The sequence below is a fragment of the Streptomyces sp. NPDC051217 genome, assembly GCF_044455465.1.
GTDB lineage: Bacteria > Actinomycetota > Actinomycetes > Streptomycetales > Streptomycetaceae > Streptomyces.
The window spans coordinates 72,750-86,798 of the sequence record NZ_JBITEV010000004.1 but is presented as its reverse complement, the minus strand read 5'-3'; the positions used below and the strand labels follow the sequence as shown (position 1 = coordinate 86,798).

Annotated in this window: 14 protein-coding genes and 1 riboswitch; of the genes, 3 read left to right on the top strand and 11 right to left on the bottom strand. The window is 67.7% G+C overall.

Features of this window, described 5'->3' with window-relative positions:
- Positions 1-15: 15 nt before the first annotated feature.
- Positions 16-258 carry a hypothetical protein gene (locus ACIBBB_RS11715; protein WP_189107940.1) on the bottom strand — a complete coding sequence of 81 codons (243 nt, stop codon included), beginning with the start codon at positions 256-258 and terminating at the stop codon, positions 16-18.
- A gap of 174 nt (positions 259-432) precedes the next feature.
- On the opposite strand from ACIBBB_RS11715, the gene ACIBBB_RS11710 reads away from it, so the two are divergent.
- On the top strand, positions 433-1,143 hold the full coding sequence (locus tag ACIBBB_RS11710; protein WP_398980863.1) for a rhomboid family intramembrane serine protease: 711 nt from the start codon (positions 433-435) through the stop codon (positions 1,141-1,143).
- Positions 1,140-1,421 (top strand): Lrp/AsnC family transcriptional regulator, encoded by a 282-nt coding sequence (locus tag ACIBBB_RS11705; RefSeq protein WP_189107941.1) that lies wholly within the window; start codon positions 1,140-1,142, stop codon positions 1,419-1,421. Before ACIBBB_RS11710 ends, ACIBBB_RS11705 begins: the two co-directional genes overlap by 4 nt.
- Before the next feature lie 15 nt (positions 1,422-1,436).
- Here ACIBBB_RS11705 and ACIBBB_RS11700 read toward each other — a convergent pair whose 3' ends face one another.
- The 6 genes from ACIBBB_RS11700 to ACIBBB_RS11675 all read right to left on the bottom strand — a co-directional run bounded on the left by ACIBBB_RS11700 (position 1,437) and on the right by ACIBBB_RS11675 (position 8,899).
- The gene (locus ACIBBB_RS11700) at positions 1,437-2,804 is read right to left on the bottom strand and encodes an aminotransferase class V-fold PLP-dependent enzyme (protein WP_398980862.1); all 1,368 of its coding nucleotides are present in this window, start codon (positions 2,802-2,804) and stop codon (positions 1,437-1,439) included.
- A 256-nt stretch (positions 2,805-3,060) separates the two neighbouring features.
- Positions 3,061-3,178, bottom strand: a riboswitch (SAM riboswitch).
- A 249-nt stretch (positions 3,179-3,427) separates the two neighbouring features.
- Complete coding sequence (gene trpD, locus ACIBBB_RS11695) at positions 3,428-4,495, bottom strand: anthranilate phosphoribosyltransferase (RefSeq protein WP_398980861.1); 1,068 nt, start codon at positions 4,493-4,495, stop codon at positions 3,428-3,430.
- Positions 4,496-4,711: 216 nt separating this feature from the next.
- Entirely contained in the window at positions 4,712-6,340 is a 1,629-nt protein-coding gene (locus ACIBBB_RS11690) for a cytochrome bc complex cytochrome b subunit (protein WP_398980860.1), read from the bottom strand.
- Positions 6,337-7,392 carry a Rieske 2Fe-2S domain-containing protein gene (locus tag ACIBBB_RS11685; protein WP_398980859.1) on the bottom strand — a complete coding sequence of 352 codons (1,056 nt, stop codon included), beginning with the start codon at positions 7,390-7,392 and terminating at the stop codon, positions 6,337-6,339. The genes ACIBBB_RS11690 and ACIBBB_RS11685 overlap by 4 nt, the downstream gene beginning before the upstream one ends.
- Positions 7,389-8,198, bottom strand: coding sequence for a c-type cytochrome (locus ACIBBB_RS11680; RefSeq protein WP_398980858.1), 810 nt, complete (start codon positions 8,196-8,198; stop codon positions 7,389-7,391). The genes ACIBBB_RS11685 and ACIBBB_RS11680 overlap by 4 nt, the downstream gene beginning before the upstream one ends.
- Positions 8,199-8,278: 80 nt before the next feature.
- The gene (locus ACIBBB_RS11675) at positions 8,279-8,899 is read right to left on the bottom strand and encodes a heme-copper oxidase subunit III (RefSeq protein ID WP_398980857.1); all 621 of its coding nucleotides are present in this window, start codon (positions 8,897-8,899) and stop codon (positions 8,279-8,281) included.
- 220 nt (positions 8,900-9,119) lie between these two features.
- Between ACIBBB_RS11675 and ACIBBB_RS11670 the strand changes: the two genes are divergently transcribed.
- The gene (locus ACIBBB_RS11670; RefSeq protein WP_398980856.1) at positions 9,120-9,521 is read left to right on the top strand and encodes a hypothetical protein; all 402 of its coding nucleotides are present in this window, start codon (positions 9,120-9,122) and stop codon (positions 9,519-9,521) included.
- Between the two features lie 33 nt (positions 9,522-9,554).
- Here ACIBBB_RS11670 and ACIBBB_RS11665 read toward each other — a convergent pair whose 3' ends face one another.
- From ACIBBB_RS11665 to coxB, 4 genes are all read right to left on the bottom strand, one after another.
- Positions 9,555-10,808: an Ig-like domain-containing protein gene (locus ACIBBB_RS11665; protein ID WP_398980855.1), complete on the bottom strand. Its 1,254-nt coding sequence runs from the start codon at positions 10,806-10,808 to the stop codon at positions 9,555-9,557.
- A gap of 127 nt (positions 10,809-10,935) precedes the next feature.
- A complete protein-coding gene (locus tag ACIBBB_RS11660) occupies positions 10,936-11,334 on the bottom strand; it encodes a cytochrome c oxidase subunit 4 (protein ID WP_398980854.1) in 399 nt (132 codons plus the stop codon).
- Positions 11,331-13,070 (bottom strand): cytochrome c oxidase subunit I, encoded by a 1,740-nt coding sequence (gene ctaD / locus ACIBBB_RS11655; RefSeq protein ID WP_398980853.1) that lies wholly within the window; start codon positions 13,068-13,070, stop codon positions 11,331-11,333. Before ctaD ends, ACIBBB_RS11660 begins: the two co-directional genes overlap by 4 nt.
- Positions 13,067-14,029 (bottom strand): cytochrome c oxidase subunit II, encoded by a 963-nt coding sequence (gene coxB, locus ACIBBB_RS11650; RefSeq protein WP_398980852.1) that lies wholly within the window; start codon positions 14,027-14,029, stop codon positions 13,067-13,069. Before coxB ends, ctaD begins: the two co-directional genes overlap by 4 nt.
- Positions 14,030-14,049: the final 20 nt, after the last annotated feature.

Sequence of the window (14,049 nt, the reverse complement as noted above, 5' to 3'; positions counted from 1 at the left end):
TTTCGGGCGGCTCCCTCAGGAACCGGCGCCCGGCCTGTCAACCAGTTCGATCTGATCCACCGCGTTGCACCACCGGCAGCGGACGGACTCGATGGTCTCACTGACCACGTCGCGCTCCTCGACCTTCGACGTCCCGGCCAGGTCCAGATGGACGTACTCCACCACCTTGGACGAGCGCGTCACGTCGAACCTGGTGAGATTGCCGCACAGTGTGCAGCGCCACCGGGTGGCTTCGGTCGGCAAGGGAACCGTCGTCATCGTGCCGTCCTCATTTCGTCGAGCCCTGATGTCGTGAGGTCGAGCCTGCCGCACCGCTCCGCGGTACGGCACCGTTCCGCGGAAGTACGCGCCCGTAACCCTACGGCCTCCCGCATGTCCCGTGTCGCGGCGAGGCGGTCTGTACTGTCTGTCCGCGTACGGGATGATCCGTGAATGATCAATTGGCGGGCGGCGGCCGAAGCGCCGGTGATGACCTACGGTCTGATCGGCCTGTGCGCTCTGGCCTTCCTGACCGGCCCGCTGTCGGGGTTCAACCCCGCGTACGGGACGGGCGACACGCTCCTCGCGGCGCAGAGCGCGTACTTCGAACGCTGGGGGGTGATCCCCGACCAGCTGACCAGCGGTGATTCCCACGCACTCCTCACCCCTCTCACCGCGCTCTTCGTCCATGGCAGCTGGCTCCATCTGCTCGGGAACCTGCTCTTCCTCTATGTCTTCGGGGCGATGGCCGAGGAGCGGATGGGGCGGGTGCGGTTCACCCTCTTCTATCTCGTCTGCGGCTATCTCGCCCTGCTCGCCTACGCGGCGGCGAACGCGGACTCCGACCAGACCCTGGTGGGGGCGTCGGGCGCGATCTCCGGCGTGCTGGGAGCGTTCCTCCGTCTCTTTCCCCGCGCACGCGTCACCAGCCTCTTCCCGTTCCTTTTCTTCCTGCCGCTGCGCTTCCCCGCCTGGATCGTCCTGATCTTCTGGTTCGTGCTCCAGTGGCTGGCGGCCCACAACGCCGAGCCGGGGCCCGGCGTCGCGTATCTGGCGCATCTGGTGGGCTTCGCCCTGGGCTTCGTCGCCGCCTGGGTGCTCTTCCGGCGTACGGCTAGAGTGAAGTCCCGTTCAGCGGCCCCCGAGGGAGAACGTCAACCGTGATCACCGCGATCGTGCTCATCAAGACCAGCGTCGACCGGATCCCCGAGATCGCCGAGTCGATCGCGGCGCTGGAGAGCGTCAGCGAGGTCTTCTCCGTCACCGGCACCTACGACCTGATCGCCATGGTGCGGGTCGCCAACCACGACGACCTGGCGGACGTCATCCCCGGCAGCATCAGCAAGATCCCGGGCGTCGAGGCCACGGACACGCATGTGGCGTTCCGTACGTACTCCCAGCACGACCTGGAAGCCGCCTTCGCGATCGGCCTCGACGCCTGATTCGAGCCGGCCGGGTCAGCCGCGGTCGGGGACGCAACGGCCGTCCTCGGTGCGGTAGTTCCAGCGCGCGCCGTCCCGGACGAGTTCCCTGACGGCGCCGGTGAACCGCGCCACGTGCTCGTCCGGTGTACCGGCCCCGAAGCTGACCCGGATCGCGTTGAGCGACTTCTCCCCGGGACCGGCGTCCGGCGCGCCGCACTCCCCCGGGTCCCCGGCGTCGCCGCCCAGCAGGGTCCGGACGAGCGGGTGCGCGCAGAAGAGCCCGTCACGTACGCCGATGCCGTACTCCGCCGAGAGCGCGGCGGCGAAGTGGGAGCTGTTCCAGCCCTCGACGACGAAGGAGATGACGCCGACGCGCGGTGCGTCGTCGCCGAAGAGCGAGAGCACCCGCACCTCGGGGACGCCGGCGAGTTCCTCACGCACCCGGGCCACCAGCTCCTGCTCGCGCTCCACGAGCCGGTCGAACCCGGCCTCGGTGAGCGCCTTGCAGGCCGAGGCGATCGCGTACACGCCGATGACGTTCGGCGATCCGGCCTCGTGGCGGGCGGCGGTGGTGTGCCACTCGACGTCCACGCCCCCGTCGGTACGGCGCGCGACCTTGCGGCTGGCGCCACCGCCGGCGAGATACGGCTCCGACTCCCGCAGCCAGTCGGCGCGGCCCGCGAGCACACCGGAGCCGAACGGCGCGTACAGCTTGTGCCCGGAGAAGGCGACCCAGTCCACGTCGAGCTCCGTGATGTCCACGGGGTGGTGGGGGGCGAGCTGCGCGGCGTCGAGGACCACGCGGGCGCCGTGGGCGTGCGCGGCGGCGGCCAGTTCCCGTACGGGCCACAGCTCGCCGGTGACGTTGGAGGCGCCGGTGACGCAGACCAGCGCGGGGCCCTTGGGGTCGCGCCCCGCCAGCGCCCGCTCCAGCGTGGCGACGGCCTCGTCGGGGGTGCGCGGCGCGTTCAGGTAGCTGACGCGCGCGTCGCGCCAGGGCAGCAGCGACGCGTGGTGCTCGGTCTCGAAGACGAACACCTCGCATCCGGCGGGCAGGACGGCGGCCAGCAGGTTCAGCGAGTCGGTGGTGGACCGGGTGAAGACGACCTGGTCGTCCTCGCGACAGCCGAGGAAGCCGGCGACGGTACGGCGGCTGTTCTCGAAGAGGTCGGTGGAGAGCTGCGAGAGGTATCCGGCGCCGCGGTGGACGCTGCCGTAGTACGGGGCGTAGGCGGCGACGTCGTCCCAGACCCGCTGGAGGGCGGGAGCGCTGGCCGCGTAGTCGAGCGCGGCGTAGGTGACCTCACCGCCGGTGACGAGGGGGACGGTGACGTCACGTCCGAGGACGGGCAGCGGCTGGTCGGTGGTGGTGCGGTGAGGCGTGTCGGTCTGTGCGGACATGTCGGTATCTCCCGGCGGGACAAGGCGGAAACGGCATCAGGACCCGGCAGACGGGCGCGTCGTCGTGACGGCGGGTGCCGTGACGGCGCGGGAAGCTCTGCGGGTGGCGCTCACTGAAGAGGGCTCGGGCCCTTGCTCGCGGCGCACGACGGGCGCCGGAGGCGGGCCGGGAGGCCCTATCGCATTCGCTTGCTCACGAGACTGCTCCCTTGAGGACCAGGACCCCAGGGATGACGACATCCGAACGATGTCCAGGGGTCCGCGCTTGCCGTAGACCTCGCTGCCTACGGCCTGGTCTTCACCCGGGGCACCCCGCCACGGACGGAGGGTTGCCGGACAGCGGGCCGGGGCCGTAGTCGCTGTCACTCATGACCTGGGGCGAGATTACCCCACCGGTGCGAGAGTGCCCGGCCGGCGTCCGCCATACGGAACGCCCTCGGGGCCCGGCGCCGAGGCCGGTCCGGTTCGACCGGGCCCGCCCGGTGGCCGTTTCGTCCTCGATCGCCGGACGTGCCGCAGACGCGACACGTCCGGCGATGGACAGCGGGGAGGTTCACCGGCCGGCGCGGCGGGGGACGCGATTCGGCCGCGGCGCCTCGCCCATCCGACCCGGCGGCAGGCCGTTACGCGTTGCTCGCGGCCACCCAGCGGTCCAGCGCCTGCTTCGCCGCGCCCGAGTCCACCGCGCGCGCCGCCCGCTGGATCTTCTCCGCGAGCTGGTCGTTCAGCGTGGTGCCGACCGGTTCGAGCGCCACCAGCGCCGCCGCCGCGTTCAGCAGGACCGCGTCCCGTACGGGGCCGGTCTCGCCGTCCAGCAGCCGGCGCGCCACGTCCGCGTTGTACGAGGCGTCCGCCCCGCGCAGGGCCTCGACCGGGACCATCTCCAGACCGATGTCCCTGGGGTCGAAGGACTGCTCGGTGACCCGCCCGTCCCGAACCACCCATACGTGTGAAGTGGCGGTCGTGGTCAGCTCGTCCAGACCGTCGTCGCCGCGGAAGACGAGCGAGGAGTTGCCCCGGGCCGCGAGGACCCCGGCCACGATCGGCGCCATCCGGATGTCCGCGACACCGACCGCCTGGGAGCGGACCCGCGCCGGGTTGGTGAGCGGGCCCAGGATGTTGAACGTGGTCTGCGCGCCGAGTTCCTTGCGGGCCTTGGCCGCGTACCGCAGCGCCGGGTGGAACTTGGCCGCGAAACAGAAGGTGATCCCGGCTTCCTCGGCGACCTCCACGACCCGCTGCGGCGTCAGCTCCAGATTGACGCCGAGCTTCTCCAGCACGTCGGAGGCGCCGCTCGCGGACGAGGCGGCCCGGCTGCCGTGCTTGACGACCTTGCCACCCGATCCGGCCACCACGATCGCCGCCATCGTGGAGATGTTGACGGTCTTGGCGAGGTCGCCTCCGGTGCCGACGACATCGACGGTGTCGCCGGGTACCTCGATGGTGTTCGCGTGCTCGTACATGGCGTTGACGAGCGCCGTGACCTCGTCGACGGTCTCGCCCTTGGCGCGCAGCGCTACGGCGAAGCCCGCGATCTGCGCGTCGGTGGCCTCGCCGCTCATGATGCGGTGCATGGCCCAGGCGGTGTCCTCGGCGTCGAGGTCCTCACCGCGCAGCAGCGGGTTCAGTACACCGGGCCAGGAACGCGCCGCCATGGTGTCGCCTCCGGCCGGTGTGACAGCGCTGCTCATGCTCGCTCCTGGGGTCTGTGGACGGGTGCACGGCCGTGTGACCCGTGCTGCCGGGCGCCAGCCTATCGGCGTCGGCCCGGATCCTGGACCCGCCGCTCGAAAGGCGGACGAACCGGCCGGCGGAGCCGTGCGTGGGAGGGACGTGCTCCCGGCGTACGAAGGCCCCGGCCCGGCCCCTCGAAAGGGACCGGGCCGGGGCCTGACAGGTGAGGAGGATCAGTGGTGGCCGTGGCCGCTCGTGATCTCGTTGTACTCCTCGGCCGTCGGCTTGGGGATCTGGTTTCCCTCGCCGTAGTAGCCCTTGCTCAGCTTCACCCGCAGCTTCTCCGCCGGAGAGGCCTTGCGCTCGACACCGTTCTCGTCGACCGTCGGGCCGATCTCGGCCGGCTTGTACTGCTCGTGCGCGGTGAGCGTGTGGAGCGCGCTCTGGTCGAGCGGCTCATGGACCTCGATGAACTCACCGTGCGGCAGCCGCTTGATGATGCCGGACTCGCGTCCGTGCAGCACCTTCTCGGCGTCGCGGCGCTGAAGTCCCAGACAGATCCGCTTGGTGACGACGAACGCGACAACGGGCGCGACGAAGAACGCGATCCTGACGAACCAGGTGATCGTGTTGATCGACAGATGGAAATGAGTGGCCCAGATGTCGTTCCCGCCACCGACCAGCATGACGAAGTACCAGGTCAGCCATGCCACCCCGACGCCGGTCCGGGTCGGCGCGTTGCGCGGGCGGTCCAGGATGTGGTGCTCGCGCTTGTCGCCGGTGACCCAGGACTCGATGAAGGGATAGACCGCCAGGACCACGAGGACCAACGGGAAGATCATCAGCGGGATGAAGACGCCCAGGACGAACGTATGGCCCCAGACGTTGATCTCCCAGCCTGGCATCACTCGGACCAGGCCCTCGGAGAAGCCCAGATACCAGTCCGGCTGGGCTCCGGTGGAGACCTGGTCCGGACGGTAGGGGCCGATCGCCCACACCGGGTTGATCGTGGCGATCGCGGAGATGATCGCGATGACGCCGAAGATCAGGAAGAAGAAGCCGCCCGCCTTCGCCATGTAGATCGGCATGAACGGCGCGCCGATGACGTTGTTGTTGGTCTTGCCGGGACCGGCGAACTGCGTGTGCTTGTGGTAGAAGACCAGGATCAGGTGCGCCACCACGAGGCCGAGCATGATGCCCGGCAGCAGCAGGATATGGATCGAGTAGAACCGCGCCACGATGTCATGGCCGGGGAACTCCCCGCCGAACAGGAACATCGAGATGTACGTGCCGACGATCGGCGTGGACAGGATGGCGCCCTGTGCGAAGCGGACACCGGTTCCCGACAGCAGGTCGTCAGGCAGTGAGTAACCGGTGAGTCCGGTGAACAAGGCCAGCACGAACAGCAGGAAGCCGAACACCCAGTTGATCTCGCGCGGCTTGCGGAACGCGCCCGTGAAGAAGACGCGCATCATGTGCACCAGCATGGCCGCCACGAAGATCAGCGCGGCCCAGTGGTGGATCTGGCGGATCAGCAGACCGCCACGGACGTCGAAGCTGATCTCCAGGGTCGAGGCGTACGCCTCGGTCATCCGGACACCCTGCATCGGCACGTAACTGCCTTCGTACACCACTTCGTTCATGCTCGGGTGGAAGAACAGCGTCAGATACACACCCGTGAGGATGATGACGACGAAGCTCCACAGGGCGATCTCGCCCAGCATGAAGGACCAGTGGTCCGGAAAGACCTTCCGCACCATGCCCTTGGCGGCGCCGTAGATCCCGAGACGACCGTCCGCCCAGTCGGCGACCCGCTCTCCCGCGGGAGCCTGGCGGCTCTTTTCGTCAGACGCTGTACTCATCCGCGCTCCCAGAAGGAAGGACCGACGGGCTCGTCGAAATCGCCGAGCGCTTCGAGATAACCCTCACCGTTCACACCGATCCGCAGCTGCGGAAGGGCGTGGCCGGCCGGGCCGAAGATGACGCGGGCGCCGTCGGAGAGGTCGAAGGTGGACTGGTGGCACGGGCAGAGCACGTGATGCGTCTGCTGCTCGTACAGGCTGATGGGGCAGCCGACATGGGTGCAGATCTTCGAGTACGCCACGATGCCCTCGTGCGACCACTCAAGTTCGCGCTTGTCCTTGATGTCGGCCGGCTGAATGCGAACGATCATGAGAGCCGCCTTGGCGATCTCATTGTTGAAGTTCTCATTGTGCTCGTCCAGCCCCTCGGGCTGGGCGAAGGTCAGCGACCCCACCGTGACGTCCTCGGGACGCAGCGGCTCGTTCGTGTTCTGGTTGATGAGCATCAAGCCCTTCTTCCAGAACGTCTTGCGGAGCTTGTCCTCGGGCAGCGGGCCGAGATCACGCAGCAGTACGACGCCGGAGAGCGGCACCATGGCCAGCGCGCCGAACATCGTGTTGCGGATCAGCTTGCGGCGCCCGAAGCCGGACTCCGCCGCACCCTGGAGGAAGTCCCGCTTCGCCTGCGCGGCGACCTCGGGGGTGGCCTCGATCGGATGCCGCTCCTGGATCAGCTCCTCGTCGCTCATCAGGGTGCGGGCCCAGTGGACCGCCCCCGCCCCGACGGCGAACAGGGCGACTCCGAGCGTCAGTCCCAGTGAGAAGTTGAGCGCGCTCACATGGCCGAAGGGCCAGATGTACACGATCTTGTCGACGGGGAAGAGGACGAACGAGGCGATGAAGCCGACCGTCGCCAGCATCGACAGTGTGAAAAGTCCCGCCACCGCGCGTTCGGAGCGTTTGGCCGCCCGCTCGTCGATGTCCTGGATACGCGGCCGGTGGGCCGGCACCCCGGGGTCGACGAACGGGTCTCGTGCCCGCTCCACCTCGCCGTGCGCGGATTCCTGCTCGGTGGCCGGCAGGTTCTCGTCTGAAATCCGGTTGTCACTCATGACTTCTTGGCCTTAGCGGTGTGCGCCGCGACCCAGACGGCAAGTGCGATCAGTGCGGCCAGACCGATGGCCCAGGAGAACAGTCCCTCGCTGACGGGGCCGATGCCGCCGAGCTTCAGCCCGCCGGGATTGGACGACTCGTCGCCGTTCACGGACTCGACGTACTTGATGATGTCCTGCTTCTGCTGCTCGGGCATCGTCGAGTCGGGGAACGAGGGCATGTTCTGCGGACCGGTCAGCATGGCCTCGTACATGTGCTTGGGAGTCACGCCCTCAAGCCTCGGGGCGTACTTGCCGTTCGTCAGCGCGCCGCCCTCACCGCCGAAGTTGTGGCACTGCGCGCAGTTGGAGCGGAACAGTTCGCCGCCCTTGGCCGCGTCCGCCCCTTCCGGGTTGGACTGCTCGGCGGACGGGATCGAGGGACCGGGGCCGAGCGAGGCGACGTACGCCGCGAGTTGGTCGATCTCCTTCTGGTCGTAGATGACCTTCTTCTTGGGTACCTGCGGGCCGGGCTGCTGCGCCGGCATCCGGCCGGTGCCGACCTGGAAGTCCACGGCCGCGGCGCCGACGCCGGTCAGCGATGGACCGTCGGTGGTGCCCTGACCGCCGACGCCGTGGCAGCTCGCGCAGCCAACGGCGTACAGCTTCTTGCCCTCGTCGATGGCGAGGGACTGGGCGGTGTCGTCTGCCTGTGCCTTGCCCGCGGGCGCGAACGCGGCGTACAGCCCCCCGGTGGCCGCCAGCGCGAGGAGTAGGACGACGACCGCCGCCATCGGATGGCGTCGTCGTGCGGAGAGCTTTTTCACGGATTACCCCGGTGTCAGGATCTTCTGCGTCGGTGCTTCTGGACTGGACTGTGCGCAAGCGCTTCGGGCGCTGTGGCCCGCTACTTGATCAGGTAGATCGTGGCGAAGAGGCCGATCCAGACGACATCGACGAAGTGCCAGTAATAGGACACGACGATGGCGGCGGTTGCCTGCTCGTGGGTGAACCTCTTGGCCGCGTACGTTCTGCCGAGAACCAGCAGGAAGGCGATGAGACCGCCTGTCACGTGCAGACCGTGGAAGCCGGTGGTCAGATAGAACGCGGAGCCGTACGCGTCGGACGAGAGCGAGAGGCCCTCGTGCTTGACGAGCTCCGTGTACTCGAAGATCTGACCACCGACGAACACCGCGCCCATCACGAACGTGATCACGAACCACGAGCGGAGCCTCTTCACGTCGCCGCGCTCGGCGGCGAAGACGCCGAGCTGACAGGTGAGTGAGGAGAGCACCAGGATCGTGGTGTTGACCGCGGAGAACGGGATGTTCAGCGAATCGGCCTTCTCCGACCAGAACGCCTCCCCTGTCACCGACCGCAGGGTGAAGTACATCGCGAAGAGGGCCGCGAAGAACATCAGCTCGGAACTCAACCAGATGATGGTTCCGACACTGGTGAGGTTCGGCCGATTGACCGTCGGGTGCGCGTGCCCGGTTTCTACTGTCGTTGCTGTCGCCACGACCGACATTATGTCGGTCGCTTATCCCGCCCTCACTCCCGGGGGTGCCCTTCGGAGTGTCAGCGGCTTCGGACGGGATCCGGTCCAGGACCGAACGGCCCATCGCGGGAGGGGCGGGACCCGTGCTGACATGGTGTGCGACGGAGTAGCATCCGCGCAGGGGCCCCAGGCCCTGAAGCCCTCGCAGACGCGGATGTGCGGATGTCACGACGGATGTCACGGAGGAACAATGCAGCCGACCGCCACGGTCCTGGTCTACAGCGACAACGCGAACACCCGCGAGCAGGTGCGGACGGCCGCGGGACGCCGGCCGGCCGCCGATCTGCCGCCGGTCGAGTACGTGGAGTGCGCGACGATGCACGCCGTGCTCAAGGTGCTCGACAAGGGCGGCATCGACGCCTGTGTCTTCGACGGTGAGGCCACGCCGGTCGGCGGCATGGGCCTGTGCCGGCAGATCAAGGACGAGATCTTCAACTCCCCGCCGGTGCTGCTGCTGATGGGCCGCCCGCAGGACGCCTGGCTGGCCACCTGGAGCCGCGCCGAGGCCGCTGTGACGCTGCCGGTGGAGCCGGTCGGCTTCCCGGAGGCACTGGCCGCGCTGCTGCGCACCAGGCTCGCCGTGGAGGCCTGACGGCTCCACCGGGTACCGGTCACCCGGCCCGCGTCAGACCTGCGGACGCAGCCGGGCGGCTTCCACCGGGCCGCTGCCGTCCTTGGTCCCGCCCACCAGGGCGCTGCCCTGGCGCCACTCGTCCCAGTCCAGGTTCCAGTCGCCGAAGCCGTTGCCGAACGGGTCCATGTCCTCGCCCTCGCTGTTGACGACCTTGACGATGTCGCCTTCGCGGACGGCGTCGAAGAACCATTCGGCGTTGTCGGTGGACATACCGACACAGCCGTGGCTGACGTTGGCCGATCCCTGTGAGCCGACGGACCACGGGGCGGCGTGGACGTACTCACCGCTCCAGGTGACCCGCGTCGCGAAGTGGACGGGCAGGTCGTAGGACTCGCTGCTGCCGGCCGCGATGCCGACGCTGGTACCGCGCATCCGGACGAACGCCTGCTTCTCCAGCACGACTTTGATGCCGTTACGGGTCGAGAAGCCGGGCTTGCCGGTGGTCACCGGGATCGTCTTGATCTCCTCACCGTTGCGCATCACGGTCATGTGGTGCGTACCGGCGTCGGCGATGGCTTCGAGCCGGTCGCCGGTGGAGATCTTGAGGGCCTTCACCGGCCCGCCGTAGAGCTTGTTGCCGACCTTTATGCCGTCGAGGGTGCTGCTGACGTTGATGGACGCGTTGGCGGGCCAGAACTCCCGGGGCCGGAAGTGCAGGGTCTTGTCGTCGACCCAGTGCCAGGCGCCCTCCACGGCGGGGCTGGAGCGGACCTTGAGGCCCCGCTCGACGACGGCCCTGGCCTCCTTCTCCTTCACCGGCGCGCTGAGCTCCGCGGTGATGGGTTGACCGACGCCGTACTTGCCGGCCTTGGGGCCCAGCTTCACGGACAGGTTCCGCTTCATCGGGGATGTCTCGAAATCGAGCGTACGGCTGCCGGGGGCGCCGTCCTCGTCCTCCGTGGAAACCTTGACGGTGTAGCGGGCGCCCGCGGCCAATGGGGCCGTGGAGTGCCAGCGGGCGCCGTCGGCGGCCAGCTCGCCCGCCAGGTGGTGGCCGGACGCGTCCGTGACGGTCACGTCGGTGATGCGTGCGTCACCGCCCTTGGCGACGATTTCCAGTGGCTTGTCGGGGTTCGCCTTGGCGTCGCCCTTGGGCGCGTTGAGGGAGACCTGGTCGGCTGCGTCGTAGGGCTTGCCGGACAGCGGGTGGCCGTCCGGAGCGCCACAGCCGGTCGCTGTCGCCCCGAGGGACAGGACCAGCAGAGTGCAGCCGAGAACGGTGCGAAAGCGCGGCGTGTGGTTCATATGCACACGTTATGAAGAATGTCCGGTTACGGCGCGCTGTGTGACTGCAAACGAGGGGCCCGGATCCTCCTCAGGGGTGAGGAGGGCCGGGCCCCTTGTCTTGCGGTACGGCTGTCCGCCGCCGTGCCTACTGGTTCTGGTTCTCTCCGCTGTAGTACTCGAAGACCCAGCCCCACAGGCCGATCAGGAGTACCGGGAAGGAGAAGAACAGCAGCCACCAGCCGATGGCGACGGAGAGGAACGCGAGCGCCCCTCCGACGGCCAGCGAGAGCGGCTGCCAGCTGTGCGGGGAGAAGAACCCCACTTCGCCGGCCTCGTCCGCGACGTCTGCCTGCTTGTTGTCCTGCGCCATCGCGTCGACCCGCCGGGCCGTGAAGGCCAGGTAGAAGCCGATCATGAGGCTCAGGCCGAACGCCAGGAAGAGCGCGGCGGTGCCGGCGGGCTCCTTCGACCACGCGCCGTAGACGATCGCGACGACGAGGATGAAGAGGCTCAGCAGGGAGAACATCCAGCCTTGGACCTTCACTTGCCGACCTCCTTGCCACCGAGCAGCGCGGCGTCCTTCTGTCCGTCGTTCTCAAGGTGTTCGAGCGCCGCGATCTCCGGGTGGTGCAGGTCGAACGCCGGGGATTCGGAGCGGATACGCGGCAGCGTGAGGAAGTTGTGCCGCGGCGGCGGGCAAGACGTCGCCCATTCGAGTGAGCGGCCATAGCCCCACGGGTCGTCCACCTCGACCTTCTTCCCGTACTTGGCGGTCTTCCAGACGTTGTAGACGAACGGCAGGACGGACATGCCCAGGAGGAACGAGCTGATCGTGGAGATGGTGTTCAGGGCGGTGAAACCGTCGGCGGCGAGATAGTCCGCGTACCGCCGTGGCATACCCTCCGCGCCCAGCCAGTGCTGCACCAGGAACGTGCCGTGGAAGCCGATGAACAGCGTCCAGAAGGTGATCTTCCCGAGCCGTTCGTCCAGCATCTTGCCCGTCATCTTCGGCCACCAGAAATGGAAGCCGGCGAACATCGCGAACACCACCGTGCCGAAGACGACGTAATGGAAGTGCGCGACCACGAAGTACGAGTCGGAGACATGGAAGTCCATCGGCGGCGAGGCCAGGATGACGCCCGTCAGACCACCGAAGGTGAAGGTGACCAGGAAGCCGATGGTCCAGAGCATCGGTGTCTCGAAGGACAACGAGCCTTTCCACATCGTGCCGATCCAGTTGAAGAACTTCACCCCTGTTGGTACCGCGATCAGGAATGTCATGAAGGAGAAGAACGGCAGAAGGACACCGCCCGTCACATACATGTGGTGCGCCCACACCGTCACCGAAAGACCGGCGATGGCGATCGTCGCGCCGACCAGACCGATGTAGCCGAACATCGGCTTCCGGCTGAACACCGGAATGATCTCGGAGACGATCCCGAAGAAGGGCAAGGCGATGATGTACACCTCCGGATGCCCGAAGAACCAGAAGAGGTGCTGCCACAGCAACGCGCCGCCGTTGGCGGCGTCGAAGATGTGCGCACCGAATTTCCGGTCGGCCTCCAGGGCGAGGAGCGCGGCGGCCAGCACCGGGAAGGCGAGCAGGACGAGCACACCGGTCAGCAGCACGTTCCAGCAGAAGATCGGCATCCGGAACATCGTCATGCCGGGTGCGCGCATGCAGATGATCGTGGTGATGAAGTTGACCGAGCCGAGGATCGTGCCGAAGCCGGAGAGAGCCAGACCCATGATCCACAGGTCGGCGCCGATGCCCGGCGAGCGGACCGCGTCCGACAGCGGGGAGTACGCGAACCAGCCGAAGTCGGCCGCGCCCTGCGGGGTGATGAAACCGGCCACCGCGATGATCGAGCCGAGCAGGTAGAGCCAGTAGGCGAACATGTTCAGCCGCGGGAACGCCACATCGGGCGCGCCGATCTGGAGCGGCATGATCCAGTTCGCGAAGCCGGCGAACAGCGGCGTCGCGAACATCAGCAGCATGATCGTGCCGTGCATCGTGAACGCCTGGTTGAACTGCTCGTTCGACATGATCTGCGTGCCGGGACGGGCGAGCTCGGCGCGCATGAACAGCGCGAGCACACCACCGATGCAGAAGAAGACGAACGACGTGACCAGGTAGAGCGTGCCGATCGTCTTGTGATCGGTGGTGGTCAGCCATTTGACGACGACAGCGCCGGGCTGCTTGCGCCGCACCGGCAGCTCGTTCTCGTACGAGTCGTCAGCTGCTACGGCGGCACCCTTGGGTTCGTTGAGGATGCTCACAGTTGTTTCTTCTCCGCATTCCTGGCCGGGTCCGTCAGCTCGATGCCCGACGGGATGTAGCCTTCCTGCCCCTCCTCGGCCAGCTCCTTCAAGTGCTGCTGGTAGCGCTCCGGGGAGACGACCTTGACGTTGAAGAGCATCCGGGAGTGGTCCACACCGCACAGTTCGGCGCACTTGCCCATGAACGTGCCCTCCCGGTTGGGAGTCACCTCGAAGGCGTTGGTGTGACCCGGGATGACGTCCTGCTTCATCAGGAACGGCACGACCCAGAAGGAGTGGATGACGTCACGTGACGTAAGGACGAACCGGACCTTCTCCCCCTTCGGCAGCCACAGGGTCGGACCCGGGTTGCCGTTCTGGGGATTCCGCTGGCCCGGGATTCCGGCGTCGTAGACGCCTTCGGCGCCGGCGGGGAAGTCGTCCTGGAACTTCTGGGGGATGTCGGCGAGTTCCGAGGGGACCTTGGTGCCGGTGGTGGAGCTGCCGTCCACGTTCTCGACGTAGTTGAAGCCCCAGCTCCACTGGTAGCCGACCACGTTGATGGTGTGGGCGGGCTTGTCCTCCAGGGAGAGGAGCTTCGACTCGTCACGCGCGGTGAAGTAGAAGAGCACCGACACGATGATGAGCGGAACGACCGTGTACAGGGCCTCGATGGGCATGTTGTAACGGGTCTGTGGAGGTACCTCCACCTTGGTGCGGCTGCGCCGGTGGAAGATGACGCTCCACACGATCAGCCCCCACACCAGGATGCCCGTGATGAGCGCTGCCGCCCACGAGCCCTGCCAGAGGGAGAGGATTCTGGGGGCCTCCTCGGTCACCGGTGTGGGCATTCCAAGGCGGGGGAAATCCTTGTATGTGCAACCGGTGGCGGTCGCGAGGATCAGGCCCGCGGTCAGCACCTGCGGCAGCTTCCGCCGCATCGGGCGCCGCGACGAGCGGTCGGAGCCGTTGGGACTCACGTAGCGCCTTCCCGAGAGTC

Bases quoted from the DNA above. Each gene is read 5' to 3' on its own strand.
- ACIBBB_RS11715 (WP_189107940.1), bottom strand. From the start codon at position 258: ATGACGACGGTTCCCTTGCCGACCGAAGCCACCCGGTGGCGCTGCACA.
- ACIBBB_RS11710 (WP_398980863.1), top strand. From the start codon at position 433: ATGATCAATTGGCGGGCGGCGGCCGAAGCGCCGGTGATGACCTACGGT.
- ACIBBB_RS11700 (WP_398980862.1), bottom strand. From the start codon at position 2,804: ATGTCCGCACAGACCGACACGCCTCACCGCACCACCACCGACCAGCCG.
- trpD (WP_398980861.1), bottom strand. From the start codon at position 4,495: ATGAGCAGCGCTGTCACACCGGCCGGAGGCGACACCATGGCGGCGCGT.
- ACIBBB_RS11690 (WP_398980860.1), bottom strand. From the start codon at position 6,340: ATGAGTACAGCGTCTGACGAAAAGAGCCGCCAGGCTCCCGCGGGAGAG.
- ACIBBB_RS11685 (WP_398980859.1), bottom strand. From the start codon at position 7,392: ATGAGTGACAACCGGATTTCAGACGAGAACCTGCCGGCCACCGAGCAG.
- ACIBBB_RS11675 (WP_398980857.1), bottom strand. From the start codon at position 8,899: ATGTCGGTCGTGGCGACAGCAACGACAGTAGAAACCGGGCACGCGCAC.
- ACIBBB_RS11670 (WP_398980856.1), top strand. From the start codon at position 9,120: ATGCAGCCGACCGCCACGGTCCTGGTCTACAGCGACAACGCGAACACC.
- ACIBBB_RS11665 (WP_398980855.1), bottom strand. From the start codon at position 10,808: ATGAACCACACGCCGCGCTTTCGCACCGTTCTCGGCTGCACTCTGCTG.